Raw genomic sequence first — 25,784 nt, 5'->3', positions numbered from 1 at the left:
TCAGGCATTGGCGTTGGGCAAGGCCAGACGCGAGTTGTCTTCGCTGTCCTCTTCGCTGCCCACGCGTTGTTGGTTGAGTCTGGAAATATCGGCGGCGGTGACATCGCCGGTGACGTAAACGCCATCAAAACAAGAGGCATCAAAGCCTTGCAAAGCTGGGGAGCCGGGCAAGGCGGCACGACGAACCGCTTCTCGCATCGGCCCGATGTCTTGGTAAATCAAGGCGTCGCAGCCGATGAGTTCACGCACCTCTTCCACCGTGCGGTTGTGCGCCACCAATTCTTCGGGCGTGGGCATGTCGATGCCATACACATTGGGGAAGCGCACGGGCGGAGCGGCACTCGCCATGTAGACCTTGCGGGCACCAGCGTCACGCGCCATTTGCACGATCTCTCGGCTGGTGGTGCCGCGCACAATGGAATCGTCCACCAACAGCACGTTGCGGCCTTTGAATTCACTGACGATGACGTTGAGTTTTTGACGCACGGATTTTTTGCGCACCGATTGCCCCGGCATGATGAAGGTGCGCCCCACATAGCGGTTTTTCACAAAGCCTTCGCGGTAGGGCTTGCCCAGCAGATGCGCCAACTCGGTGGCACTGGGGCGGCTGGACTCGGGGATGGGAATCACCACATCAATGTCGGAAGGCGGCACGGTGGACACCACCCGCTTGGCCAAGGTTTCACCCAAATTCAATCGCGCTTGGTACACCGAAATGCCGTCCATCGTCGAGTCAGGCCGCGCCAAATACACGTATTCAAAAATGCACGGCATGAGCTGCGGGTTCTTCGCACATTGCTGGGCATGCAGTTGGCCCTTCATGTCGATGAACACCGCTTCACCGGGCGCGATGTCGCGCACAAAAGTGTGGCCCGTGCCTTCCAAGGCCACCGACTCGCTGCCCACCATCCAGGTGCCATCAGCCCCTTTGCCCAAACACAATGGCCGAATACCGTAGGGGTCGCGAAACGCCACCATGCCGTGGCCTGCAATCATGGCCACCACCGCATAAGAACCCTTGACACGGGTGTGCACACCCGCCACCGCGGCAAACACATCAATCTGCGAGAGCACCAAGCCGCGCGTGGTTTTCTCCAACTCGTGGGCCAGCACATTCAGCAACACCTCGGAGTCGCTTTCGGTGTTGATGTGGCGATGGTCGGTGGAAAACAAATCGGCCTTCAATGACTGTGCATTGGTCAGGTTGCCGTTGTGCACCAACACCAAGCCAAAGGGTGCATTCACGTAAAAAGGCTGTGCTTCTTCTTCGCTGTAGGCGTTGCCCGCTGTGGGGTAACGCACCTGTCCCAAACCGACATTCCCGGGCAAGGCCCGCATGTTGCGTGTGCGAAAAACATCGCGCACCATGCCCTTGGCTTTGTGCATGAAAAATTTGCGGTCCAGTTGGGTGACGATGCCAGCGGCGTCTTGGCCGCGGTGTTGCAACAACAACAGCGCGTCGTAAATCAACTGGTTCACATTGGTCTGGCTGACCACGCCCACAATGCCACACATCAGGACACCAACCTTTCCAATTGCACCGGCAAGATGGGTTTGAAAAACTTCACACCTTCATCGGCCGACTGCGCCACCCAAGAATTCATCCAAGCGGGGGATGTTTTGACAGGCGTCAAGCCCACCACCACCGACACCGCCATCAAGGCAATGCCCCCGCGCATCACACCAAACACACCACCCATGAAGCGGTCTAACAGCCCTAAGCCCACCACCGCCACCAAGCGGCTCACCAAAGCACTCAAGAGGCTCATGCCCAGCCACACGGCCACGAATACCAACAACCAACCCGCCAAGTAGCGCAGGTTGTCACCCCAGTCGGGCGGCAGCTGCGCCGCCATGTCTGCGGCATATTTGGAGGACAACAAAAAACCCAGCAACCAAGCCGCCAAGGCCATGGTTTCGCGGATGACGCCGCGCCACAAACCCAACAAACAAGACATCAGCAACACGGCCAATAAAACCCCATCCAGTGCACCCATGTTCAGAGCGTCAACACGGCTGCAGTGAGGTTCAAAGCCTTGACCTTGGTCACTGTTTTTTGAGCGTCTTCTTTGCTGGCGAACGGTCCGATGCGCACACGGGTGCGCTTACCGTCTTTGGTTTGAGCCACATGCACATAGGTTTTGAGACCGGCTTTTTCCAACTTGGCCCGCACTTCCCTGACCTTGTCCTCGTCAGAGAAGGCCCCCACTTGCACGATGAAGCGCGGTGCGTCATCGGTTTTGCCAGCATCAGTGTCGGGTTTGGTGGTGTTGAGCACTTCTTCTTTGGGTGCAGCTTTGGTCTCCGCGACTTTGTTCTCAGCGGGCTTGGCCTCAGGCTTCTTCACGTCGGGCACAGGCAGCTCGGGCTGCTTGGCCATGTCTTTGGGCTCGGGTTCGGGGGCTTGCGAAGCAGGTGCTTTCACGTCATCGGGCACCGGCGCTTGGGCTTCCACCACAGGCGGGGCTGTGGGGGCTTGGCTGGGGCGCACCGCATCACGTTCAGGCATGTCAATGCGGATGTCAGAAGCCAGTTCGCGCGGTTTGGTGTCAAACACCATTGGAAAACCGATCACGGCTATCAGTACCAACACCGTGGCACCAATCAATCGGTGGCGGGCGCGTTGTCGCAACACATCCATGCTTTGGGCTTCGCCTTTGTCGGCGTTGCGTTCTTCGGCGGAAGCCGTGGATGGGGAACGGGACTTGAAAAACGCCATGTTTGTGACTTCAGGTAGGCAGATCGGCAGTCAAGCGGCCAGGAATTCCCTGCTGAAGAACCCCGCCAACGGTGAAGAACGAACCAAAAACAAGAATTCTATCAGCGGGGTCTGCGCGACCCAGGGCCAAGGCCAGTGCCGCTGAGGGGCTGTCCACCTCGACTGCTGTGGCCTTTGCGGGCGGCGATGAAGCCTGCCAAACCTGGTGCAAATGCGCAGCAGTGGCCGCACGCGGTGTGGGCAAATCGCAGAAATACCAATGCTCCACCAAGGGCAGCAAGCGTTTGAAAAGTCCTGGCAAATCTTTGTCGAGCATGGCCCCCACCACGGCATGGGTGCCGGGGTAGAAACCCATGGCATCCAGGTTGTGGGCCAAGGCTGCTGTGGCATGCGGGTTGTGCGCGACATCTAGCACGATGGACGGCTGCCCCGGCAAAATTTGGAAACGCCCCGGCCATTCCACCAAGGACAAACCCAAGCGAATGGCTTGCGCCGTGACCGGCAGTTGGGGCCGCATGGCCTCGAGCACCGCCAACACGCCCGCAGCATTCAGCAACTGGTTGGCGCCGCGCAAAGCGGGGTAGGCCAAGCCGCTGTAGGTGCGCCCCCTGCCCTTCCAGGTCCATTGCTGGGCGTCGCCCGAGAATTGAAAATCTGTGCCGACACACCAGACATCGGTCTGCAAGCTGCGGGCATGGGCCAAGACAGATTCGGGTGGTGAGGGGTCGCACACCACCACCGGTCGGCCGCTGCGCATGATGCCTGCCTTTTCAAAGCCAATCGCTTCGCGGGTGCCTCCCAACAATTCGATGTGGTCCAGGTCGATGCTGGTGATGACCGCGCAATCCGTGTCCAAGATGTTCACCGCATCCAAGCGTCCGCCCAAACCCACTTCCAAAATCACCACATCCAGATTCGCGTCGGCCAAAAAAGCAAACAAGGCCAAGCTGGTGAATTCAAAATAACTCAGAGACACTTGTCCACGGGCGGCTTCTACTTTTTCGAAATAAGGCGTCAACTGATCTGCTTTGGCGGGCTGGCCTTGCAAGCGGCAACGCTCTTCAAAATGCACCAAGTGCGGCGAGGTGTACAAACCAGTTTTGTAGCCCGCATGGCGCAGCACCGACTCCAGCATGGCGCAGGTAGAACCTTTGCCATTGGTGCCTGCCACGGTGATGACCGGGCATGGCATGGACAACTTCAAGGCTTGGGCAACTTGGGTGACACGTTCCAAACCCATGTCAATGGTTTGGGGATGCAATTGCTCGCAATGGCGGAGCCAGTCGTGTAAATTCATCCAAGAATTGTCGCCCATTCATGTTTGGCGGTTTCTTGTCCTGGGTCAACCAGGCTGGCCCAGATGGCGTTAACCTTGTGTCACGCTTACACCTACTCAGGAGCAACCCATGCGTTTTACCCCTCTCTCTCTGGCTTTAGCTGCTTTGATTCCTGCAAGCCCTGTGTTGGCCCAAGAAGTTGGCCGGGTCATTTCCAGCACCCCCATCATTCAACAAGTGGCTGTGCCGCGCCAGGTGTGCACTCAACAGCAAGTCACGGTTCAGAAAAACAAATCCGGCGCAGGTGCTGCGATGGGCGCGATTGCAGGCGGCACCATTGGCCATGCCTTGGGGCGTGACAGCGCTTTGGGCACCGCCATCGGCATGTTTGGTGGCGCCATCTTGGGCGACAAAATTGAAGGCGCGCCCGCCCCAGAAACACGCCAAGTGCAAAGCTGCACCACCCAAAATTTCTACGAAAACCGCACGGTTTCTTACCATGTGTTGTATGAATACGCGGGCAAGCAGTACAGCGTGCAAATGCCGCAAGACCCCGGCCCCACGGTGCGTTTGCAAATCACCCCCGTGGTCAGCAACCTGCCGCCAGCACCGCCGCCGGTGGTGCCCATGCCAGCCCAAAACATGGTTCCGCCACCGGGTTCTGCGCCCACCATGTAAGTCCTGCTCGAGGTCCCACACGAAGCCGCTGCAAGCCAGCGGCTTTTTTGTGGCAGCCGTCGGTTCGCCAAGCCCAGTGGCCGTGCCCTAGAATCCCGCCTTTGTTTTTCACTGGTGTGACTCATGCGCAAAACCCAGCCAAGCACTGGCCAACCCCAAGCCCCTCAACGCGTTGTCTTGGCCTATTCAGGCGGCTTGGACACCTCCATCATCCTCAAGTGGTTGCAAGACGAGTACCACTGCGAGGTGGTCACCTTCACCGCGGACATTGGCCAAGGCGAGGAAATCGAACCGGCCCGTGCCAAAGCCATCAAGATGGGCATCAAGCCGCAAAACATCTTCATCGAAGATTTGCGCGAAGAATTTGTGCGTGATTTTGTCTTCCCCATGTTCCGCGCCAATGCACTGTACGAAGGCGAATACTTGTTAGGTACCTCGATTGCCCGCCCGCTGATTGCCAAGCGTTTGGTGGACATTGCCCGCAAAACCAAGGCCGACGCGATCAGCCACGGTGCCACCGGCAAGGGCAACGACCAAGTGCGGTTCGAGTTGGGCGCTTATGCCCTCATGCCGAACGTGAAGATCATCGCGCCTTGGCGTGAATGGGATTTGCTGTCACGCGAAAAACTCATGCGCTACGCAGACCAGCACGGTATTCCTGTGGATGGCGCCAAGCGCAAAGGCCCTGCGCCCTATTCCATGGATGCCAACTTGCTGCACATCAGCTATGAAGGTGGCATTTTGGAAGACCCTAATTACGCGCCCGAAGACAGCATGTGGCGCTTGACGGTCAGCCCTGAAAAAGCACCGAACAAACCGCAAATCATCGAGCTCACCTACAAGCATGGTGATGTGGTGGCCATCGACGGTGTGCGCATGAGCCCGGCCAAAGTGTTGGCACACCTCAACACCGTGGGCGGCAAGCACGGCATTGGCCGCTTGGACAAAGTGGAAAACCGCTACGTGGGCATGAAAAGCCGGGGCTGCTATGAAACCCCGGGCGGCACCATTTTGTTGTCGGGCCACCGCGCCATCGAGTCCATCACCCTGGACCGCGAAGTGTTGGCGCTGAAAGAAGACCTGATGCCGCGTTATGCACGCTTGGTTTACAACGGCTACTGGTTCAGCCCCGAGCGCGAACTGTTGCAGGGGCTGATCGATGCGTCGCAAGCCACCGCCAACGGCAAAGTGCGTCTGAAGCTCTACAAAGGCACCATCATGTGCGTGGGCCGTGAAAGCAAAACCGACAGCTTGTTTGACACCCGCATCGCCACCTTTGACGACGACGGCGGTGCTTACAACCAAGCCGACGCCGGTGGATTCATCAAGCTCAACGCCTTGCGCATGCGCATTGCGGGCAACTTGAAAAACGAACGCGCTGCACGTGCAGCCAAAACCACCCCCCGCAAAACCACTGCAAAGAAAAAGGCCTGACCATGGTGACCGAACAACTGCAAGGCGCAAGTGTCGCCGCCAAAGCCAATGTGTTTTTCGACGGCAAGTGCGTCAGCCACACGGTGATGTTGGCCAATGGCGAGAAAAAATCCGTGGGCGTGGTGCTGCCCGCGCACCTGACTTTCAACACGGCTGCGGCTGAAATCATGGAATGCGTGGCCGGTGCTTGTGAATACAAATTGGCAGGCTCCGATGCTTGGCAACATGCAGGCCCTGGCGACAAATTCCATGTCGCAGCCAACTCGTCGTTTGAAATCAAAGTGGCCGAGGCGTATCACTACATCTGCCACTTTGGTTGATGGACGGTTTATTCCACCAAGCAAAAGGCCCCGTGAGGGGCCTTTTTTTCGCCTGCCAAAGAAGTCGTCAGGGCAGCTTCATGAGGCGCACAGCGCGTGCAGTCAATAGTGCGCCAATCGGGCTTTGGCCTCGGCGAATTCGCGTTTGAACTGCGCCACCAAGTCGGCGGTGGACTGCACCTTGTTGATGGCGCCAATGCCTTGACCGCAGCCCCAAATGTCTTTCCAAGCCTTGCTCTTGTCGCCACCAAAGTCCATTTTGCTTGGGTCGCTCTCGGGCAGGTTGTCGGGGTCCATGCCCGCATTGCGTACCGATGGGGCCAGGTAGTTGCCATGCACACCGGTGAACAAGTTGCTGTAGATGATGTCGTCTGAATTGCTGTCGACGATGCACTGCTTGTACTCTTCGGCGGCTCGCGCTTCGTCGGTGGCGATGAAGGCCGAGCCGATGTAGGCGAAGTCGGCACCCATGGCCAATGAGGCCAAGATAGCACTGCCGCTGGCAATCGAGCCACTCAGCGCGAGCGGGCCGTCAAACCATTGGCGAATTTCTTGCACCAGCGCAAACGGGCTTTTCACACCCGCATGGCCGCCAGCACCAGCGGCCACGGCCACCAAACCATCTGCGCCTTTTTCAATCGCTTTGTGGGCAAATTTGTTGTTGATGATGTCGTGCAACACCACGCCGCCGTAGCTGTGCGCGGCTTGGTTGATTTCTTCACGCGCACCCAACGACGTGATGATGATCGGCACTTTGTATTTCACGCACATCGCCATGTCGTGTTCCAAACGGTCGTTGCTCTTGTGCACGATTTGGTTGATGGCAAAGGGTGCAGCAGGTCGATCGGGGTTCGCCTTGTTGTACGCCGCCAAGGTTTCGCTGATTTCAGCCAACCACTCGTCCAACTGCGACGCCGGACGGGCATTGAGCGCAGGCATGGAGCCCACCACCCCAGCGATGCACTGGGCAATCACCAGCTTGGGGTTGCTGATGATGAACAGCGGCGAAGCGATGACGGGAAAGGGCACGGCAGACAGGGCTGCGGGTAGTTTGGACATGGAACGACTCCAATCGTTGATAAAACGCCCGAGAGCGTGAATGGTTTAAAAAGACTCCAAGGCCATCGCGGTCACGCTGTCCGCGCCATCCACAATACCGTCGCGCACACCGGGTGCTTTGCTGAGGATGTGGTCGGCGTAGAAACGCGCGGTGGTCATCTTGGCCTGCATGAAGGCGTCGTCGCCTTGGCCCAGCAAAGCATGGGCAGCCAAAAAGCTGCGGGCCATTTGCCAACCGGCAATCACATTGCCAGCCAACATCAGGTAGGGCACGCTGCCCGCATAGGCTGCGTTGGGGTTGCAGGCAGATGCTTGCACGATGAAGTCCACCACATCCAACAAGGCTTGACGGCCTGCGGCCAAGCGCTTGGCGATGGTCAGCGCATCGGCAGAGCCGAGTTTGAGCAACGCGGCTTCGGTGGTTTGCATTTGCGCGGCCAAGGCTTTGGGTGTTTGACCGCCATCACGCGCGGTTTTGCGGCCCACCAAATCGTTGGCTTGAATTGCGGTGGTGCCTTCGTAAATGGTGAGGATTTTTGCGTCGCGGTAGTACTGCGCCGCACCGGTTTCTTCAATGAAGCCCATGCCGCCATGCACTTGCACACCCAGCGAAGTAACTTCCAAACTCATCTCGGTGCTGTAGCCCTTGACCAGCGGCACCATGAATTCATACACGGCGTGGTTTTGTTGGCGGGTGTCGGCGTCGGGGTGGTGGTGCGCAGCGTCATAGGCGGCAGCGGCCACCGTGGCCATGGCGCGGCAGCCTTCGGTATAAGCCCGCATGGTCATCAGCATGCGGCGCACATCGGGGTGGTGAATGATGGGTGCAGCGGCCTTGATGCTGCCGTCCACGGGGCGGCTTTGCACACGGTCACGTGCGTATTGCGTGGCCTTTTGATAGGACCGGTCGGCCACCGAAATGCCTTGCACGCCCACCGCATAGCGGGCCGCGTTCATCATGATGAACATGTATTCCAAACCACGGTTTTCTTGGCCCACCAGAAAGCCCACGGCACCGCCATGGTCGCCGTATTGCAGTACCGCTGTGGGGCTGGCTTTGATGCCCATTTTGTGTTCGATGCTGACGCAATGCACATCGTTGCGAACCCCCAATGAACCGTCTTTGTTCACCATGAATTTGGGCACGACAAACAAGCTGATGCCCTTGACGCCTTCGGGCGCACCGGTGACACGGGCCAACACCAAATGCACGATGTTGTCGGCCATGTCGTGCTCACCGTAGGTGATGTAAATCTTGGTGCCAAACACTTTGTAGGTGCCATCCGCTTGCGGCTCGGCGCGGGACCGCACCATCGACAAATCCGAACCGGCTTGCGGCTCGGTCAGGTTCATCGTGCCGGTCCATTCACCGCTCACCAATTTTTCAAGGTAAGTGGCTTTGAGTTCATCCGAGCCCGCCGTCAGCAATGCTTCGATGGCCCCATCGGTCAGCAGTGGACACAAGGCAAAACTCATGTTGGCCGCATTCAGCATTTCAATGCAAGCCGCGCCAATGGTTTTGGGCAAGCCTTGGCCGCCAAAGTCGGCGGGGTGTTGCAAACCTTGCCAACCGCCTTCGGCGTATTGTTTGTAGGCTTGTTTGAAACCAGGCGTGGTGGTCACCACACCGGCTTTCCAGGATGAAGGATGCTTGTCGCCTTCCCAGTTCAGCGGTGCCACCACGTCTTGGTTGAAACGCGCACATTCTTCCAACACGGCTTGGGCGGTTTCCATCCCAGCTTCTTCAAAGCCAGGAATTTGGGCGATTTCATCCAAAGCAGCCAAGTGCTGCATGTTGAACAACATGTCTTTCACGGGGGCGGTGTAGCTCACAACATTCTCCAAACAGATGAGAAAAAGGCACCGCGTGGGTGCCTTTCAAAAGTACTTACAGGGCAGCAACCAACTCGGGGACGGCCACAAACAAATCGGCTTCCAGGCCATAGTCGGCGACGCTGAAAATCGGTGCTTCCGGGTCTTTGTTGATGGCGACGATGACCTTGCTGTCCTTCATCCCGGCCAAGTGTTGAATGGCACCGCTGATGCCACAGGCCACATACAACTGCGGCGCCACAATTTTGCCGGTCTGGCCCACTTGCCAATCGTTGGGCGCATAGCCTGCGTCCACCGCTGCGCGGCTGGCCCCCATGGCCGCACCCAGCTTGTCGGCCAAGGGCGTGATGACCTCATTGAATTTTTCAGCGCTGCCCAAAGCACGGCCGCCAGACACAATGACTTTGGCGGCGGTGAGTTCGGGGCGGTCGTTCTTGGCGATCTCGCTGCCCATGAACTGGCTTTGCGCACCCGCGTTGGCCGCGTTCACGCTTTCCACAACGGCACTGCCGCCACTGGCCGCAGCCGCATCAAAACCGGTGGTGCGCACGGTGATGACTTTGATGGCATCGGTGGCTTGCACGGTGGCAATCGCGTTGCCTGCATAAATGGGGCGCTCAAACGTATCGGGCGAATCCACCTTGGTGATGTCACTCACTTGCGCCACATCAAGCTTGGCAGCGACGCGGGGCGCGATGTTTTTGCCACTGGCGGTGGCGGCAAACAAAATGTGTGAATAGTGGGCCGACAGCGCCAGCACTTGCGCGGCCATCTGCTCGGCCAAGCCGTGGGCAAAACCATCGGCATCGGCGTGCAGCACTTTGGCAACGCCTGCAATTTGAGCGGCGGCTTGGGCAGCGGCAGCGGCGTCTTTGCCTGCCACCAACACATGCACCTCGCCACCACAAGCCAGCGCGGCAGTGACGGTGTTCAAGGTGGCGGGTTTGATGCTGTGGTTGTCGTGTTCAGCAATAACAAGTGAAGTCATGGTGTGTTCCTGTGTCTGTATCGTTCAGATGACTTTGGCTTCGTTTTTCAACTTGTCCACCAAGGCAGCGACATCGGCGACTTTGATGCCTGCACTGCGCTTGGGCGGCTCGCTCACTTTCAGTGTTTTGATGCGCGGCTTGATGTCCACACCGAGGTCTTCGGGCTTGAAGATGTCGAGTTGTTTTTTCTTCGCCTTCATGATGTTGGGCAGGGTCACGTAGCGCGGTTCGTTCAAGCGCAAATCGGTGGTCACCACCGCTGGCAAGCTGAGCTTCAAGGTTTCCAAACCACCATCCACCTCGCGGGTGATGAGGGCGTGGCCATCGGCCATCTCTACTTTCGAAGCGAAGGTGGCTTGCGGCCAATCGGCCAGCGCGGCCAGCATTTGGCCGGTTTGGTTGCAATCGTCGTCAATCGCTTGCTTGCCCAAAATCACCAAGCCCGGTTGTTCTTTGTCGGCCAAGGCTTTGAGCAACTTGGCCACGGCCAAGGGTTGCAATTCTTCGGTGGTTTCCACCAAGATGCCGCGATCCGCACCGATGGCCATGGCGGTGCGCAGAGTTTCTTGGCACTGTGTGACGCCACACGAGACCACGATCACTTCGCTCAAGATGCCTTTTTCTTTCAAGCGAACCGCTTCTTCCACAGCGATTTCGTCAAAGGGGTTCATGCTCATTTTGACGTTGGCGATGTCCACGCCGGTTTGGTCTGACTTGACCCGAACTTTGACGTTGTAATCCACCACGCGCTTGACGGCGACCAGTGCCTTCATGGGTTTCTCCAGGAATTTGATGTCTTTGAATGCCAAAAAACAAACCGCCTGCAGGCGGCTTCTAGTTGACGTTACGTCATTCTAGACGAATCCGGGTGCAAATTCGAACGGTCGTGCTTTTTTAAGCCGATTCGGCTTGTCAGGGTGACGGCGGCGCTTGAAGCAAGACGGGTTTGGACGGCGGCAGCTCGACCCCCGCTTGGCGCAAAGCCGCCCACACCGCCGCGTTCACCTCGGACAGCACCTGCAGCTTGCCCTGTTGCGGGTCGGCCACCCAACAATGCAGGTTGAACACCAAGCCGTCTTGGCCAAAGCTGCTGAAAAACGCCTGCGGCGCATGTTCTGGCAAGACCTTGGGCACACTGGCCGCGGCCATGCACAAAAGTTGCTGCACCTGCGCGGGGTCGCTGTCGAGCGCCACGGTAAAGGGGCATTGCAGCGCCACCGCGCTTTGCGTGAGCGAGAAATTGTCTACGCGTTGGGTGATCAGCATGTCGTTGGGGATGATGGTTTCGCGCCCATTGGCGTCACGCAGCAAGGTGTAACGGGTTTTGATGTCGGTGACCGTGCCCTCCATGCCATCGACACGAATCACATCTCCAATGCGCACCGAGCGTTCCACCAAAACCACGAAACCACTGACGTAATTGGCCGCGAGTTTTTGCAACCCCAAGCCCAAGCCGACACCCAGAGCGCCACCCAACACCGAGAGCGCGGTCAGGTCCACGCCGACGGCCGACAAGGCCAACAACAAACCGATCAAGAGCAACACGGCGCGCAACACGTTCGATGCGATTTTGCGCATCGACAAATCGCTCATGGTTTGCGCCAACACGCGTTGCTCGATGGTGGCTGACAACCACAGCGCCAACACCAAGACCAAACCAGACGACAACAAACCTTCCACCAAGGAACGCAAATCGATGCGGGTCTTGCCGAAATTGAAATGGATTTGCGCCATTTCTTGCGCCACCAAGGGCAGCAAATCGGTGATCCACAACACGGCCACCAACCAGGCCAACCAAGAGATGAGCCGCTCGGTGAGAACCGCCAACGGCGATTGCGGGAACACCGCTGTGAGCACCCGCGCACACAAGCGGATCAGCACCAGCGACAACAACACCGGCACCGCGAATTTGAGCAGCATCAGGCTTTGGTGCTTGCTCAAAACAATCTGACCGATGTACACCAAGCCCAGCGCCACCGCAGGGAACAACAAGCCATCGACCAATTGGCGGCCAAACAAAACGGAGGCAGGCGCGGCATAGCGGCTGAGTTGCTTGACGATCAGCCAGGCCAAGGCCAAGGCCAACAGCAGCCAGCCGAGTTCATTCAAGACGCTGGAGGACAGCGCTTCTTGGGTCCAGGTTGAAAGCAATTCTGAGAGTGGGTTCATGGTGGTTGGCTGAAGAGTGCGTGTATTGTGCAACGGGGCTTCGCTACACTTGCCCGCCATGCACATCTTTGTTTGGCCACGCCGCGCTGCCCTTCTCCTGTTTCTTGTTGTTTCTGTGATCCCTGCATGGGCGCAACACACCACGCCCCACTTGAAAACAGATGGCGCAGCCAAGGACGCTGCGACAGCACCTGTGGGCAAGGATGCCAAGCTTGCAAAAAGCACTTCTTCCAATGCAGTTGCTTCAAAGTCGACCGTCAAAAACACGGACAAAGCCAAGAAAGCCTCCAAGCCTGGTCAACGCAGCAAAGCTGCCAAGGTGCGGCTTGGCAAAGCCTTTGGCAACACAGCAGCGGTGAAAGCCTTGGGCCGCGAATTGGCCAAGCAGCACGACATGCCCGTGGCTTGGGTGCAGCAGCAGATTTCCAAAGCACGGTTGCTGCCGCAAGTGCAGCAAATGATCCTGCCTGCCGCCGCGCCCACCGCCAAAAATTGGGCGGCCTACCGTTCGCGGTTCATCGAGCCGCGACGCATCGACGCTGGTGTGCAGTTTTGGCGCCAGCATGAGGCCGAGTTGCAACGCGCTGAAAAAACCTATGGTGTGCCCGCGCATTACATCGTTGGTATCTTGGGGGTGGAAACCTATTTCGGACAGCACCAAGGGCAGTTCAAAGTGGTGGACGCCTTGGCCACGCTCAGCTTGGCCTTTCCCAAAGAACACAAACAAGCCTCAGAGCGCGAGGCGTTTTTCAAAAATGAGTTGGGGACCTTCTTGCAACAGCGTTTGAAAAACCCGGTGCTGAAAAACCAACTGGGCAGTTATGCCGGGGCCATCGGTTGGCCGCAGTTCATGCCCTCGAGCATCGCCAAGTTTGCGGTGGACTTTGACAACGATGGCCGCATTGATTTGGCCAAGAGCAGCACGGATGCGATTGGCTCGATAGCCAATTACTTTCAGGCTTATGGCTGGCAAACCGGCATGCCCACGCATTTCGAGGTGGACATGCAGGCGCAGGGCACAGCCCTTGACGCCTTGCTCGCGCCGGACATCGTGCCTTCGTGGACAGCGGCGCATTTGGCTTCGCAGCAAGTGACTTTGGACGAAGCGGGTCGTGCCTTCGAGGGGCCTTTGGCCTTGGTGGAATTGTTCAACGGCACCGATGCGCCCTCCTATGTGGCGGGCACCGAAAACTTCTTCGTGGTCACCCGCTACAACCGCAGCAGCTATTACGCCTTGGCCGTCATTGAATTGGGTGAGGCCATCGAGAAGGCTTTGGCACAGTAATTGGGGTCAGATTCCAATTGTTGGCGCAACACGTTCTTCTGCACTTTCCCCATGGCATTGCGCGGCAACTCATCGAGCAACTTGCACACCTTGGGCACTTTGAAGCCCGCCAACTGCCCTTTCAAAGCCAACAACAAAGCGGCGGGGTCCAGCACCGCCCCGGGCTTGGCCAACACAAACGCGCAGCCCACCTCGCCAAAGTCAGGGTGCGGCATGCCGACCACGGCGCTTTCCAACACGCCGGGCAGTTGGTTCAAAGCGTCTTCAATCTCAGCCGGATAGACATTCAACCCGCCGCTGATGATCAAGTCCTTGTCGCGCCCGACGATTCGGACATAGCCGCGCTCGTCCAGCGTGCCCATGTCGCCGGTGATGAAAAAACCATCCGCGGTGAACTCTTGCGCGGTTTTCTCGGGCATGCGCCAGTAGCCGCCAAACACGTTCGGGCCTTTCACTTGGATGCTGCCGACCTCGTGCAGCGCCAACGCCTGCCCTTGCGCATTGGCGATGCGCAGCGTGACGCCTGGCAGCGGGAAACCGACGCTGCCGCCCACGCGCTGCGACTGCCCCTGAAAGCGCTCGTCGGCGGCATACGGATTGGAGGTGAGCATCAGGGTCTCACTCATGCCGTAGCGCTCGAGCACGGTGTGGCCAGTGCGTACTTGCCATTGCGAGAAAGTGTCCACCAACATCGGCGCCGAGCCGGAGATGAACAAGCGCATGCCGCTGCACAGCTGGGCGTTCAAGCCGGGCTGCGCCAACAAGCGGGTGTAAAAAGTCGGCACGCCCATGAACACCGTGGCGCGGGGCAGGTCAGCCAGCACCCGCTGCGGCTCGAACTTGCTGTGCCACAGCATGGTGCTGCCGTTCAAGAGCGCAGCGTGGATGGCGATGAACAGGCCGTGCACGTGAAAAATGGGCAAGGCGTGCAGCAGCACGTCGCCGGGCAACCAGCCCCAATAGTCTTTCAACATGAGCGCGTTGCTGGCCAGGTTGGCGTGGCTGAGCATCGCGCCCTTGCTGCGCCCGGTGGTGCCGCTGGTGTACAAAATCGCCGCCAGGTCGTCAGGGCGACGCGCCATGGGCGTGTGCTGATCGCTGTGGTGCGCGGCGCGTTGCAGCAGGCTGCCGCCGCGTTGGTCGTCAAGGGTCACCACATAGCGCGTGCCTTGTTGAAACGCCAGCTTGCTGACCCAGCCGAAATTGGCTGGTGTGCAGACCACCACGGCGGGCTCGGCATTGCCAATGAAGTAACTCAGCTCGGCGCTTTGGTAGGCCGGGTTCAGGGGCAAAAACACGTGGCCACTGCGCAGCGTGGCCAGGTAGAGCAGCATGGCTTCCACCGATTTGTCGATGTGCGCGGCGATGCGCGAGCCGGTGGGCAGGTCCAAACTGTCAAGCCAATTGGCCAGCATGGCGCTGCCGCGCTCGATGTCGCGCCAGCTGTAGCGCAGGCCTTGGTCGGTTTCGATGGCGATGGCATCCAAGTTCGCGGGAAAGCCTTGGCGCAGTGTGAGGTAGAGGTTGGCGTTCATGAAGTCATTTTCACAGCACGCTCAAAAAGCCTTGTTTTGAGAAATTGGGGTCAGATTCCAATTCATTCAAAAAATGGTCCCCAGGCCGTGGGGCTTTGAAGAAAAACAATTGGAATCTGAACGCGATTAAACCGTGAATCGTGATACAAAAAAACGGCAAAACTTTGAATTTATGTATCATAAAAAGGGCTGCAAGAACCGCCCATGCTGACCACCCCCTCAAATCAGGTTATTTCGACCCCCTTTAAACAGGCCGTCGAACTTAACCACTTTCGGCTCGCCCCAGCCCAGAATGGCCATCGAACATCAACATAAACCCAACATGATTGGTTATGATGGCTGCCATCCGCGTCAATGCACTTCGTTTGGTCATCTACCCGAATGACCATGGCCCACCGCACGTCCATGTGATGGGCCCAGGTTGGGAGCTGAAAGTGCGCTTGAAGGAGCCACCAGAGTTGGTGGCGGTGCTTGGCAAGCCCAAAACCGCCGAGTTGGCAGAAGGCCTGGACGCGGTTTGGCGGCACCTGCGTGAATTGACACAAATGTGGGGCAGATTGCATGACTGAACAAACCAAAGCAAATTGGCTAGCGCATCAACTGGCGGCTGCGCCCAGCCTGACCCACCCTGTCCATGATGCCGTGCATGCCGTGTCCGCGGGCTACGACGAAACCAGCCAGCACATCGTCGTGACCATGAGCAACGGCGCAGCGTTTTCATTTCCCCCTCAGCTCGCGCAAGGATTGCAGGAAGGCTCGCCTTTGCAATGGGCAGAGGTGGTGCTGTCGCCGCTGGGTAAGGGCTTGCATTGGCCGCAGCTGGACGCGGATTTGTCTGTTCAAGGCTTGCTTGAAGGCGTGTTTGGCAGCCGCGCTTGGCGTCGTGCGCATGCTGCCCGCGCGGGCAGCGTCAAGTCCGAGGCAAAAGCCTTGGCAGCACGCGCCAATGGTGCCAAGGGTGGGCGGCCAAAGAAGCGGTTCGATTCCAATTGTTAGCCTCGGCGGCGCACCAAGAACAGGCCAACGACGACCATGGGCACACACAGCCACTGCCCCATGCTCAGGCCCAGCGCCAGCAAGCCCAGGTGCGCATCGGGCTCGCGGAAATACTCGGCGATGAAACGCGTCAATCCATAGCCGATCAAAAACAAGCCGGAGATGAAACCGGTGTGCCGATGCGCCCGCCCGCCCTGCCACCACAGCAGCGCGAACAACAGCAGGCCTTCCAGCAAAAACTGATAGACCTGCGAGGGATGCCGCGCCAACGCGCTGCCGCTTTGCGGGAACACCATCGCCCACGGCAGGCTGGGGTCGGCGGCGCGGCCCCAGAGTTCGCCATTGATGAAGTTGCCCACGCGCCCCGCCGCCAAACCAGTGGGCACGCACGGCGCCACAAAGTCGGTCACTTGCAGCCAGGGTTTGCCGCGCTGCCAGCCGTACAAGGCCAAGGCGCCAATCACGCCCAGCATGCCGCCGTGAAAGCTCATGCCGCCTTGCCACAAGTACAGCACTTCCAGCGGGTGCGCAGCGTAATAGCCGGGTTTGTAAAACAAGCAGTAGCCGATGCGCCCGCCCAGCACCACACCCAGCACGCCGTAGGTCATCAGGTCGTCGATGTCTTTCGCACCCCACATGCCTTGTTGCGCCAAGGCGGCAAACGGCGGCTGGCGCAACCGGCGGTGCGCCAAGAACAAAAACAGCATGAACGCCGCCAAGTAGGTGAGGCCATACCAGTGGATGGACACAGGCCCCAGCGAGAGAGCCACGGGATCGATTTGAGGATGAATCAGCATGGGGGCACTGTAAAGCATGGGCCATGACGGCTGGTTGAACAGCCACGGGCACCGGCCCAAACCAACAAAATAACTAAAAAAGTAACTTTAAAATTGAAAAATACCGCGATTGTGTGGCATTTATTAAACGTTTAGCGGCAAATTTGTAGGTATTTAAGATACAAATAACAAAATATTACTTACCATAGATCTCAGATTGTGAATCGCCCTCCATAAAAAAGCGAACACATCTGTTTTATTCAACCCAGTTCTCAAAGGATCTCACGATGAAAAAATCGTTCTCTCTCAGCAAAACAGCCCTGGCTGTGGCCAGCGGCTCGTTCCTCGCGCTGTCGGCTCCAGCCTACGCTGACAATGACAAGGCCCTGGTTGAAATCACCGGCCAAATCAGTCCAACCACTTGTGTGCTCTACATGGCGGAAAGTGCCGATGGCGATCGCGCCAGAACAAGCAAAACCCTGGATTTGGGCAACATCAAAAGTGGAACCAACGGTTTTGGCCCTGGCAAAACCTTTGGCACCGCCAAGAAAGTGGTGTTCACTTTGAGCGCCAGATCAGGCGAAACAACACCCTGCAGGGCGGCCACTGACAACGCCAGATGGAATGTGGTCCTGGGTTTTGCCCCTGACAGCGTGGCCTATACGACTACGGGCGGAACCTTCGCGAAAAACCAAGGCAAAGGAACCGACGCATGGTTGGCTTTGAGTGATGTCACGACGAGCACTACCACACCCAGCATGCTCACCCTCAAAGAGACCATGGGATACACGGGCACCACGGTGTCAAAAACCGATCGCCGGTTGAATCAAAACATCACCTTGCAAGCGCAACTTGCTTACTCCGGCACCACTGCAGCCAGCGTAGGTCCATTTGTCGCGACCATCCCCTTGTTGGTTGTCTACAAGTGACGGGCCCAGCGATCACATCCAAATCACTGAAAAAGCATGGGCTAAAGCCATGATGCTTTTCATCCAAGTTAAAGCAAAGGAATCTTCAGCATGAAACACATTTCGAAAATCTCACAAGCCACAACGCTGGTTTGTGCCTTGGGCGCTGCGTGCTTGCCCACTCTGTCCGCCCATGCCGACACAGGCACCTTGACCGTCAAAGCGGCGATTGCCACCACCACCTGCGCTCTCGTGATTGGCGACACCCGCGATAGCGCCAATGGAAGCAAAACCTCGTACAAAGCAGTGAATTTGGGCAACTTGACCGGCACCAACCCTTCAAGCGTTGTTGGTGCAACTTTTGGTACTCCCAAGAATATTTATTTCACATTTAAAAACCCCAGCAACTTGAGCCAACCCTGTGCGATCAACTCTACGTTTTGGCAAGTCAAGACCACTTTGTCAGCCAGTCAAATCTCCTCGGTCGCCAACAAAACATATCTGAAAAATGCGGTCACAGGTGGTACGAATGCAGGGGTGGTGATTACGAACGCGGGCGGCAATGAATTTGATTACTCGAAAATTAGCCAAATTCCACTTACCCTGGCAGCTGGTGCCAAGAGCTCTCCAATAGGGGTCATCAAAGCCCAGTTCATACACACTACCAACACAGCAGCCACCGCAGGCAGATACAACTTCCTGTTACCGCTGACCGTGACTTACAACTGATCAAGTTGGCCCCCATGCACTCCTTACCGCGCTTGTCTGTCACCACCAGAATGGTTCGTTGTGGCGTCATGGGGCTTTTGATTTTGGGTTTTGCAACCGGGTCAACCGCCCAGTTGCAAACCAAGCCTTTAGAGAATTTGGGTTCGTTGAAAGCGAATGTCACGATCCCCACCTGTTTGCCAGCTGGTTTGTCCAGCGACAGCAGCAACCTGTTGGTGGTGAATTTGCCCCCCTTAAGCGCCAACACTTTGAGCGACAGCAACTTCGGCCCGGTCACCCCAGTGGAGATCGACATGCGCAACGAGGCCAACGCAGCGTGTCTGAAGCCTTTGCGTCAAAACGCCACCTTGGTGTTTGACCAAGCCTTCGCCGCCGTGGCCCCCAACACCGGTTTGCTGCGCAACACCGCCCGCGAAAACCCCGCCAGCAACGTGTATGTGCAGTTGGGTTTCTTCGATGCCACCGGTTTGTTCACACCCCTGGATTTGCGCCAACCGTTCAAGCTGACCCCGGCCATGTGGCGCGACAGCAGCACCTTGATGCTGGGCGCACGCTATGTGGCTGCCCGTGCCGTGACAAGGCAAAACCCGAATCAACGCACTGCCACCACCTCGGGTGCGGCGGTGACCCCTGGGCAGGTGCAAGTGCAACTGCCTTTTCTGATGAAAGTCCATTGATGAATCCGCGCGTTTTGAACATGGAAACAACAGCTGCCCCGCGAAAGCGGCTTTTTTTGCCTCCAAACAAGCAAATCTGAGCAAGTGTTGAAAGTATTTCAAAGCGTTTACAAAAACCAAACCAAGGAGATGAATTCACCCGCTTTTGTATGACGACTGGCGTTCGCGCTGAATGCTAAAGAGGCTTTTGCGGCTTCGGTGTTGTTTCGATTCAATCCCATTCATGCAGGTGTGCTGGACACCTGATGAACCATTCAAGGGGTTGAACCATGAAAACAAACACAAGCATCCAACGCGCCACCGGCCTGCTGGCCCTGCTGTTGACACTGTCCACAGCACAGGCCCGCGACGCGGTCTTGGTGATCCAAGGCCATGTCATGGCTCCCAGTTGCAATGCACAAGCGCTGTCAACAGCCCTGTCGGCTGGGAAAAGCGCGATCAACGGCCAGGACTGCGGTCAGGCTGTGCGCACCTCCCAGGCCACCAACTTGACTGTTGCCAAGGTCCGAGAAGTGGCTGTGGCCACTGGCGCGAATGCCGACAAAGTGAAAAAAATGGTGATCCTCACCTACCACTGAGTCAGCTGCCAGCATTTTTGGCTTCTCGGGTTCAACAAGATGTTCAACCACCGAGAAGAAAAAAATGCTTTTCAATGTTTTTCACCGCGCCACGTCGCGCCCATTTTTCAACCAAGCGCTTTTGAGCTTGGTCTTGGCCAGCTCCGGCTGGCTGCTGCACAAGCCCGCGCAAGCGGACACGGTCATCGAGACCACCCGCATCATTTACCCCGAGGCGCGGCGTGATGTGTCTTTCAAGATCACCAATTCGTCCAAGACCACACCCTCGTTTGTGCAGATGTGGCTGGATGACGGCAACGCCAATTCCTCTCCCGAAGAGATCTCCACACCGTTCAGCTTGACGCCGCCGATTGCGCGTTTGAAGGCTGACAGCAGCCAGGTGGTGCGCTTGGTTCTCACCGGCGGCGATCCCTTGCCCGCCGACAGAGAAAGCGTGTTCTGGTTCAACATGCTGGAGGTACCGCCCAAATCCAATGAGGATACCCGCCTGAGCTTTGCGGTGCGCACCCGCATCAAGATGTTCTACCGCCCCAAAGCCTTGAAAGGCGACCCGATGGAATGGATGGACCGGGTCAGCTGGAAAGTGGTGAAAGGCGAGAAAGGCTGGATGGCCGAGGCCAGCAACCCCAGCCCGTTTCACATCTCCATGTTCAGCATCAGCCTGGGCACCGGTGGCAAGTACGACGTGGTGGCCGATGGCGGCATGGTCAACCCCAAAGACAAGGCTTCGTTCCCGCTCACCGGTACCGACAACATGAGCCGGGTCACGCAAAAAACCCTGCGTGTCGAGTATGTGAACGACTATGGCGGCGCCACCACCAAAGAACTGCCCATCGTCCTCACCAACTGATTCGCGCTCAAGGCTTTCACCATGACACATTCTTCTGACAAACAGGCTTGGCGTTGCAGCGTCAAGCCAAGTCTCTTGACGCTCTTGGTGTTGGCCTCTTGGGGCGCGGTGCAGGCCGCCGACAGCCTGACACCCGAGCCCATTTCGCGGGTTGAGGTGAAAGCCATGGCCTCCAAGCGTTCACCCGCCGAGTTGGTGTTGATGGTGCAAGGCTTGGCCGGACCGCAACAACGTTTGCAACTGTTGCAAAACGACCTGGTGTTTTTCGAGCAGCGCCTGCCCGAGGGCGAGTTTCAGCTTGGCACCATCTACCCCTTGAACAACCAGCAAGTTGTGAAGGTCAAACTCATCACCAATGACTTGGAAACCGAGAAAGCCGACCTGCCCCTGCGCTCGCAAGAAAAAGTCACCTTGTTCAACCAACGCTTTGAGTTGATGGCTTTGGCGCCCTTGTCCAGGCGCGTGCCCTTGGTGGAAGCCACACCCATCAACGAGAACGAGATCGAGTTTGATGGAGATTTTTTACGCGGCAAATCCTTTCGCAACCTGAGCGCAGCCGACATCAAAAAACTCGGCACCGTGCGCCCTGGCAGCTATGACGTGGAGGTGTTTCGCAACAACGACTTCATCACCAAAACACAGTTGCGCTTGATTGAAGCCAGCCCTGGCGGCGAGGTGCGGGCTTGCATCACCCCCATGTTGTTCAACATGCTGGGCGTCAAAACCAATTTCATCAGCACCAAGGGCTTGCAAAGCTTGCAGCCGGTGTCTGTTGTCAAAACCAAGGCCAGCAGCAACAGCGTTTTAAACGCGCGAAGCACACCCAGCACCGCCCCTGACACAGTGCCTGCGCCTGCGCCCTTGTTGGCCCCTGCGCCCAACAACCAGTGCTTGTTCATCAGCGACTGGGTGGCCTCGTCCAGCGACCGCTTCGACAGCGGCGAATTGCGCTATGACATCCAAATTCCGCAAGCCTTTCTCACGCGGTCTTCGCGCCAAACCGTGCCCAAAGAGTTGCTCACGCGTGGTGACAACGCCGCTTTTGTGAACTACAACTTCAACAACTTCCGCAGCGATGCCGTGAGCGCCAACTTCCTGGCGTTGAACTCGGGTGTCAATCTCGGTGGCTGGCAGTTCAGGCAAGGCAGCAGCGTGTCGCAAAACGAGTTGGGCCAAAACCAATACCGGGTTGACGAGACGGTGCTCAAGCGCCCCTTGATCGATCAAAAAGCCAACCTGGTGATTGGCGACACCAGCACCGACAGCCCGGTGGTGGGCGGCGTGCCGTTGCGCGGCGTGCGGGTGTCGTCTGAAGAAGCGCTCTACCCTGAGGGTGAGCGTGAATTCTTACCGGTGGTGCGCGGCGTGGCCCGCACCAATGCACGTGTGCGGGTGTTGCAAAACAATGCGGTCATCCTCGAGCAAAATGTGCCGCCAGGGCCGTTCGAGTTGGCCGAGCTGAACCCGATTTCCAGCGTGGGCAATTTCCAAGTGGTGGTGTCCGAGGCTGATGGCAGCGAGCAGCGCTTTGTCGTGCCTTTCAGCATCAGCATTGGCCAACTCAACCCCGGCTCTTACCGGTACAGCGTGGCGACCGGCCTTTACCGCAATTTCAACAACACGCAGAACACACAGGTGGTGCAAGCCTATGTGCGCTATGGCTTGAACAGCCTCATCACACCCACCGTCGATTTTTTAGCCGGTCCCAACTACCGCAACCTGGGCTTGCAAACCAGCTTCACCGGTGCCTGGGGTGGTGTGAGTTTCAACACCTTGTTCTCGCACTTGTTCACCAGCGACACCAACAAAAAAGGCCGGGCCTATGGCGTGAACTATGCAGCTCCGAGTTGGCGCAACCTGAGTGTGTTTGCCGGGTCGAATTACCAGAGCGAGTTCTACACCACACCCACCTCGGGTTTAGGCAACACCGACACCACATCCCAATTGGTTTTTGACACCTTCAAGCGCAGCAACTTCGTCAGTTTGGCTTTGGGTCTGGACCGCTTTGGCAGCCTGAGCTTGGGGCTGGTGGACCAAACCAGCTGGGGCGATGCTGTGTCCACCAAACAAATCCAACTTGGCTATGGGGTCTCCTTGGACCGTGTTGGTCTGTTTGCCAGCTTGGGGCGCACTGTCTTCAGCGATGACCGGCCGCACGTAGACGCTTTGAGTCTGTCGGCCACAGTGCCCTTGAACCTGGGCAGTTGGAACGGCAGTTTGCGGGCCGGGGCCGATCAAACCACGGGCAGCCCCGTCACAAGAAGCTTGTCCTTCAACAGTGGCGCCAGCGGCGAGTTGTTCGACAAATTCAACTACGGCTTGACCACCTCGAGCACCAATGGCGAGAACTCGGCCGGTGCCTTCGCCAGTTACCAGCATCCCTACGGTACGGTGGGTGCGAGTTACAGCGCGGGCAGCAGCGGCAGCCAACAAACCGGCCTGAGCCTGAGCGGTGGCTTGGTCGGTCACAGCGGTGGCCTGACCTTGGCGCCCACCCTGAGCGACACCTTCGGCATCGTGGAAGTGCCCAATGGCCAAGGCGCTGGCGTGTTGGGCAGCTCCGCGCAGGTGAATCGTTTTGGTTATGGCGTGGTGCCGTTTTTGTCGCCCTACTACCTGAACGATGTGCAAATCAGCTTGGAAACCGCCCCCCTCGGTTTGGAAATTGACAACGCCACACAAAAAGTGGCTCCGGTGGAGGGATCCATCGTCAAGCTGAAATACAAATCGACTGCGGGGCGTCCTGTGGCCTTCACCTTCAGCCTGCCCGATGGCGAACGCATTCCCATTGGGGCCAGCGTGATGGACAAAGACGGCAACGAACTCGCCACCTTGGGGCAAAGCAACCGCGCCTTGGTACGCTTGCAAGCCGATCAAGGTGTGTTGAAAGTGGTCTGGGGCGATGGCCCCAAAGAGCAATGCGAAGCGGCCTACAAACTTGAAAAAGCCAAAAGCGGCGACCGCGAGTTTTCACGCGTCAAGCTGATGTGCTTCAAGCCCGAGGCCATCAAAGAGGCGATGAACCAAACCGGCAGTCCGCCTGTACTCAAGCCCTGACAGCACAAGCGAGTCGGGCTTGGGACGGTGATCGAAACAAGCAGCGTTTCAGCGCAGACGTTTCACGCGTTGTCGGAACTGTCTCCATGAGGACTGCGGACATCAAGGGCTTGTCAGTCAAAGCTAAACTCTTGTTTTTCATGTGACAGGACGTTTTGCCATGGCCACCACCCCGATCAAAATCAACCGCCGCTCGGCCCACATCACCGAGGGCAAATCCCGCGCGCCCAACCGCTCCATGTACTACGCCATGGGTTACGAGCAAAGCGACTTTGTGAAACCCATGGTGGGCGTGGCCAACGGTCACTCCACCATCACGCCATGCAACAGCGGTTTGCAAAAACTCGCTGACGCGGCGGTGGCCGGTATTGAAGAAGCGGGTGGCAACGCGCAAATTTTTGGCACGCCCACCATCTCGGACGGCATGTCCATGGGCACCGAAGGTATGAAATATTCCTTGGTCAGCCGCGAAGTGATTTCAGATTGCATCGAAACCTGCGTTGGTGGTCAGTGGATGGACGGCGTCTTGGTGGTTGGTGGTTGCGACAAAAACATGCCCGGCGGCATGATGGGCATGCTCCGTGCCAATGTGCCCGCCATCTATGTGTACGGCGGCACCATCTTGCCCGGCAGCTTCAAAGGCAAAGACCTGAACATCGTCAGCGTGTTTGAAGCCGTGGGGCAAAACGCCGCAGGCAACCTGAGCGACGGCGATTTGTTGGAAATTGAAAAACGCGCTGTGCCTGGCACCGGCTCTTGTGGCGGCATGTACACCGCCAACACCATGTCGTCGTCGTTTGAAGCACTGGGCATGTCCCTGCCCTACTCGTCCACCATGGCCAACCCGCACGATGAAACCCAAAACTCGGCCAAGGCCGCAGCCAAGGTGTTGATTGAAGCCATCAAAAAAGATTTGAAGCCGCGTGACATCGTGACGAAAAAAGCCATCGAAAACGCGGTGGCCGTCATCATGGCCACGGGCGGCTCCACCAACGCGGTGCTGCACTTCTTGGCCATCGCCCACACCGCCGAAGTGGACTGGACCATTGACGACTTTGAGCGTATGCGCAAAAAAATCCCGGTCATCTGCGACTTGAAACCCAGCGGTCAATACCTGGCTGTAGACCTGCACAAAGCCGGTGGCATTCCCCAAGTGATGAAGCTGTTGTTGAACGCCGGTTTGTTGCACGGCGACTGCATGACCATCACCGGCAAAACCGTGGCGGAAAACCTGGCCGATGTGCCCAACGAACCCCGCGCCGACCAACAAGTGATTCGCCCGATCAACAAGCCGATGTATGCAGAAGGCCACTTGGCCATTTTGAAAGGCAACTTGTCACCTGAAGGTTGCGTGGCCAAGATCACCGGCTTGAAAAACCCGGTCATCACCGGGCCCGCTCGCGTGTTTGACGATGAACAGTCTGCTTTGAAAGCTGTGTTGGACGGCAAGATCAAAGCCGGTGATGTGATGGTGTTGCGTTACCTCGGCCCCAAAGGCGGCCCCGGCATGCCCGAAATGTTGGCTCCCACCAGTGCCTTGATTGGTGCGGGTTTGGGCGAAAGCGTGGGCCTCATCACCGACGGGCGTTTCTCGGGTGGGACCTGGGGCATGGTGGTCGGCCACGTCGCGCCCGAAGCGGCTGTGGGTGGCACCATCGCGCTGATCCATGAAGGTGACAGCATCACCATTGATGCGCACCAATTGGTGTTGCAACTCAACGTGGCGGATGACGAAATCGCCAAACGCCGCGCTGCTTGGAAAGCCCCCGAGCCGCGTTATGTGCGTGGTGTGCAAGCCAAGTTTGCCCACAACGCGTCCAGCGCCAGCAAAGGCGCGGTGCTGGACTTGTTCTGAGCCCTCTGTGCAACTTAGTGGACTGAATGCCGCACTTGCAAAGGTGCAGCACTTTTTTAA

The 25,784-nt window shown here is 57.7% G+C and carries 24 protein-coding genes; 13 read left to right on the top strand and 11 right to left on the bottom strand.

The window, feature by feature from the left end; translation table 11 throughout:
- From purF to folC, 4 genes are read right to left on the bottom strand one after another with little or no spacing between them, the layout of a single operon-like run.
- Positions 1 to 1,515 carry an amidophosphoribosyltransferase gene (gene purF, locus AC8GFP_RS02625; protein WP_506609949.1) on the bottom strand — a complete coding sequence of 505 codons (1,515 nt, stop codon included), beginning with the start codon at positions 1,513 to 1,515 and terminating at the stop codon, positions 1 to 3.
- Positions 1,515 to 1,997: a CvpA family protein gene (locus AC8GFP_RS02620; protein WP_506609947.1), complete on the bottom strand. Its 483-nt coding sequence runs from the start codon at positions 1,995 to 1,997 to the stop codon at positions 1,515 to 1,517. Before AC8GFP_RS02620 ends, purF begins: the two co-directional genes overlap by 1 nt.
- A gap of 2 nt (positions 1,998 to 1,999) precedes the next feature.
- Positions 2,000 to 2,719 carry an SPOR domain-containing protein gene (locus AC8GFP_RS02615; protein ID WP_506609945.1) on the bottom strand — a complete coding sequence of 240 codons (720 nt, stop codon included), beginning with the start codon at positions 2,717 to 2,719 and terminating at the stop codon, positions 2,000 to 2,002.
- Positions 2,720 to 2,729: 10 nt separating this feature from the next.
- Positions 2,730 to 4,016 (bottom strand): bifunctional tetrahydrofolate synthase/dihydrofolate synthase, encoded by a 1,287-nt coding sequence (gene folC, locus AC8GFP_RS02610; protein WP_506609942.1) that lies wholly within the window; start codon positions 4,014 to 4,016, stop codon positions 2,730 to 2,732.
- A 109-nt stretch (positions 4,017 to 4,125) separates the two neighbouring features.
- Here folC and AC8GFP_RS02605 point away from each other — a divergent pair, with 109 nt between their 5' ends.
- The 3 genes from AC8GFP_RS02605 to ppnP all read left to right on the top strand — a co-directional run bounded on the left by AC8GFP_RS02605 (position 4,126) and on the right by ppnP (position 6,428).
- Positions 4,126 to 4,674 carry a glycine zipper 2TM domain-containing protein gene (locus AC8GFP_RS02605; RefSeq protein WP_506609941.1) on the top strand — a complete coding sequence of 183 codons (549 nt, stop codon included), beginning with the start codon at positions 4,126 to 4,128 and terminating at the stop codon, positions 4,672 to 4,674.
- Between the two features lie 123 nt (positions 4,675 to 4,797).
- Positions 4,798 to 6,108 (top strand): argininosuccinate synthase, encoded by a 1,311-nt coding sequence (locus tag AC8GFP_RS02600; RefSeq protein ID WP_506609940.1) that lies wholly within the window; start codon positions 4,798 to 4,800, stop codon positions 6,106 to 6,108.
- Positions 6,109 to 6,110: 2 nt separating this feature from the next.
- The gene (gene ppnP / locus AC8GFP_RS02595; protein ID WP_506609938.1) at positions 6,111 to 6,428 is read left to right on the top strand and encodes a pyrimidine/purine nucleoside phosphorylase; all 318 of its coding nucleotides are present in this window, start codon (positions 6,111 to 6,113) and stop codon (positions 6,426 to 6,428) included.
- A 102-nt stretch (positions 6,429 to 6,530) separates the two neighbouring features.
- On the opposite strand, the gene AC8GFP_RS02590 is transcribed toward ppnP, so the two are convergent.
- The 5 genes from AC8GFP_RS02590 to AC8GFP_RS02570 all read right to left on the bottom strand — a co-directional run bounded on the left by AC8GFP_RS02590 (position 6,531) and on the right by AC8GFP_RS02570 (position 12,478).
- A complete protein-coding gene (locus AC8GFP_RS02590; protein ID WP_506609936.1) occupies positions 6,531 to 7,487 on the bottom strand; it encodes an NAD(P)H-dependent flavin oxidoreductase in 957 nt (318 codons plus the stop codon).
- 45 nt (positions 7,488 to 7,532) lie between these two features.
- Positions 7,533 to 9,320, bottom strand: a complete 1,788-nt coding sequence (locus tag AC8GFP_RS02585) for an acyl-CoA dehydrogenase (RefSeq protein ID WP_506609934.1) — start codon at positions 9,318 to 9,320, stop codon at positions 7,533 to 7,535.
- A 55-nt stretch (positions 9,321 to 9,375) separates the two neighbouring features.
- Positions 9,376 to 10,308 carry an electron transfer flavoprotein subunit alpha/FixB family protein gene (locus AC8GFP_RS02580; RefSeq protein WP_506609932.1) on the bottom strand — a complete coding sequence of 311 codons (933 nt, stop codon included), beginning with the start codon at positions 10,306 to 10,308 and terminating at the stop codon, positions 9,376 to 9,378.
- 24 nt (positions 10,309 to 10,332) lie between these two features.
- Positions 10,333 to 11,082: an electron transfer flavoprotein subunit beta/FixA family protein gene (locus tag AC8GFP_RS02575; protein WP_506609930.1), complete on the bottom strand. Its 750-nt coding sequence runs from the start codon at positions 11,080 to 11,082 to the stop codon at positions 10,333 to 10,335.
- 139 nt (positions 11,083 to 11,221) lie between these two features.
- The gene (locus AC8GFP_RS02570; RefSeq protein WP_506609928.1) at positions 11,222 to 12,478 is read right to left on the bottom strand and encodes a mechanosensitive ion channel family protein; all 1,257 of its coding nucleotides are present in this window, start codon (positions 12,476 to 12,478) and stop codon (positions 11,222 to 11,224) included.
- Between the two features lie 58 nt (positions 12,479 to 12,536).
- Here AC8GFP_RS02570 and mltB point away from each other — a divergent pair, with 58 nt between their 5' ends.
- Entirely contained in the window at positions 12,537 to 13,763 is a 1,227-nt protein-coding gene (gene mltB / locus AC8GFP_RS02565; protein WP_506609926.1) for a lytic murein transglycosylase B, read from the top strand.
- On the opposite strand, the gene AC8GFP_RS02560 is transcribed toward mltB, so the two are convergent.
- Positions 13,706 to 15,298: a malonate--CoA ligase gene (locus tag AC8GFP_RS02560; RefSeq protein WP_506609924.1), complete on the bottom strand. Its 1,593-nt coding sequence runs from the start codon at positions 15,296 to 15,298 to the stop codon at positions 13,706 to 13,708. The two genes, mltB and AC8GFP_RS02560, sit on opposite strands and share 58 nt — an antisense overlap.
- Before the next feature lie 335 nt (positions 15,299 to 15,633).
- Here AC8GFP_RS02560 and AC8GFP_RS02555 point away from each other — a divergent pair, with 335 nt between their 5' ends.
- Both AC8GFP_RS02555 and AC8GFP_RS02550 read left to right on the top strand, forming a co-directional pair.
- Positions 15,634 to 15,867 (top strand): DUF4160 domain-containing protein, encoded by a 234-nt coding sequence (locus AC8GFP_RS02555; RefSeq protein ID WP_506609922.1) that lies wholly within the window; start codon positions 15,634 to 15,636, stop codon positions 15,865 to 15,867.
- Positions 15,860 to 16,294 carry a DUF2442 domain-containing protein gene (locus tag AC8GFP_RS02550; RefSeq protein ID WP_506609920.1) on the top strand — a complete coding sequence of 145 codons (435 nt, stop codon included), beginning with the start codon at positions 15,860 to 15,862 and terminating at the stop codon, positions 16,292 to 16,294. Before AC8GFP_RS02555 ends, AC8GFP_RS02550 begins: the two co-directional genes overlap by 8 nt.
- On the opposite strand, the gene lgt is transcribed toward AC8GFP_RS02550, so the two are convergent.
- Positions 16,291 to 17,091: a prolipoprotein diacylglyceryl transferase gene (gene lgt / locus AC8GFP_RS02545; RefSeq protein ID WP_506610527.1), complete on the bottom strand. Its 801-nt coding sequence runs from the start codon at positions 17,089 to 17,091 to the stop codon at positions 16,291 to 16,293. The two genes, AC8GFP_RS02550 and lgt, sit on opposite strands and share 4 nt — an antisense overlap.
- A gap of 266 nt (positions 17,092 to 17,357) precedes the next feature.
- Between lgt and AC8GFP_RS02540 the strand changes: the two genes are divergently transcribed.
- The 7 genes from AC8GFP_RS02540 to ilvD all read left to right on the top strand — a co-directional run bounded on the left by AC8GFP_RS02540 (position 17,358) and on the right by ilvD (position 25,724).
- The gene (locus AC8GFP_RS02540; protein WP_506609918.1) at positions 17,358 to 17,999 is read left to right on the top strand and encodes a hypothetical protein; all 642 of its coding nucleotides are present in this window, start codon (positions 17,358 to 17,360) and stop codon (positions 17,997 to 17,999) included.
- A gap of 189 nt (positions 18,000 to 18,188) precedes the next feature.
- Positions 18,189 to 18,707 (top strand): hypothetical protein, encoded by a 519-nt coding sequence (locus AC8GFP_RS02535; protein ID WP_506609916.1) that lies wholly within the window; start codon positions 18,189 to 18,191, stop codon positions 18,705 to 18,707.
- 14 nt (positions 18,708 to 18,721) lie between these two features.
- Positions 18,722 to 19,384, top strand: coding sequence for a fimbrial protein (locus tag AC8GFP_RS02530; protein ID WP_506609914.1), 663 nt, complete (start codon positions 18,722 to 18,724; stop codon positions 19,382 to 19,384).
- Between the two features lie 269 nt (positions 19,385 to 19,653).
- On the top strand, positions 19,654 to 19,962 hold the full coding sequence (locus AC8GFP_RS02525) for a hypothetical protein (RefSeq protein WP_506609912.1): 309 nt from the start codon (positions 19,654 to 19,656) through the stop codon (positions 19,960 to 19,962).
- A gap of 64 nt (positions 19,963 to 20,026) precedes the next feature.
- Positions 20,027 to 20,812 carry a fimbrial biogenesis chaperone gene (locus AC8GFP_RS02520; protein ID WP_506609910.1) on the top strand — a complete coding sequence of 262 codons (786 nt, stop codon included), beginning with the start codon at positions 20,027 to 20,029 and terminating at the stop codon, positions 20,810 to 20,812.
- Positions 20,813 to 20,833: 21 nt separating this feature from the next.
- Positions 20,834 to 23,869, top strand: coding sequence for a fimbria/pilus outer membrane usher protein (locus AC8GFP_RS02515; protein WP_506609908.1), 3,036 nt, complete (start codon positions 20,834 to 20,836; stop codon positions 23,867 to 23,869).
- Positions 23,870 to 24,029: 160 nt separating this feature from the next.
- On the top strand, positions 24,030 to 25,724 hold the full coding sequence (gene ilvD, locus AC8GFP_RS02510) for a dihydroxy-acid dehydratase (RefSeq protein WP_506609906.1): 1,695 nt from the start codon (positions 24,030 to 24,032) through the stop codon (positions 25,722 to 25,724).
- Positions 25,725 to 25,784: the final 60 nt, after the last annotated feature.

It is taken from the genome of Limnohabitans simekii (SeqCode), from assembly GCF_965234735.1.
GTDB lineage: Bacteria > Pseudomonadota > Gammaproteobacteria > Burkholderiales > Burkholderiaceae_C > Limnohabitans > Limnohabitans simekii.
The sequence above is the reverse complement of the archived record's forward strand: the minus strand, read 5'-3'. Positions and strand labels throughout refer to the sequence as shown.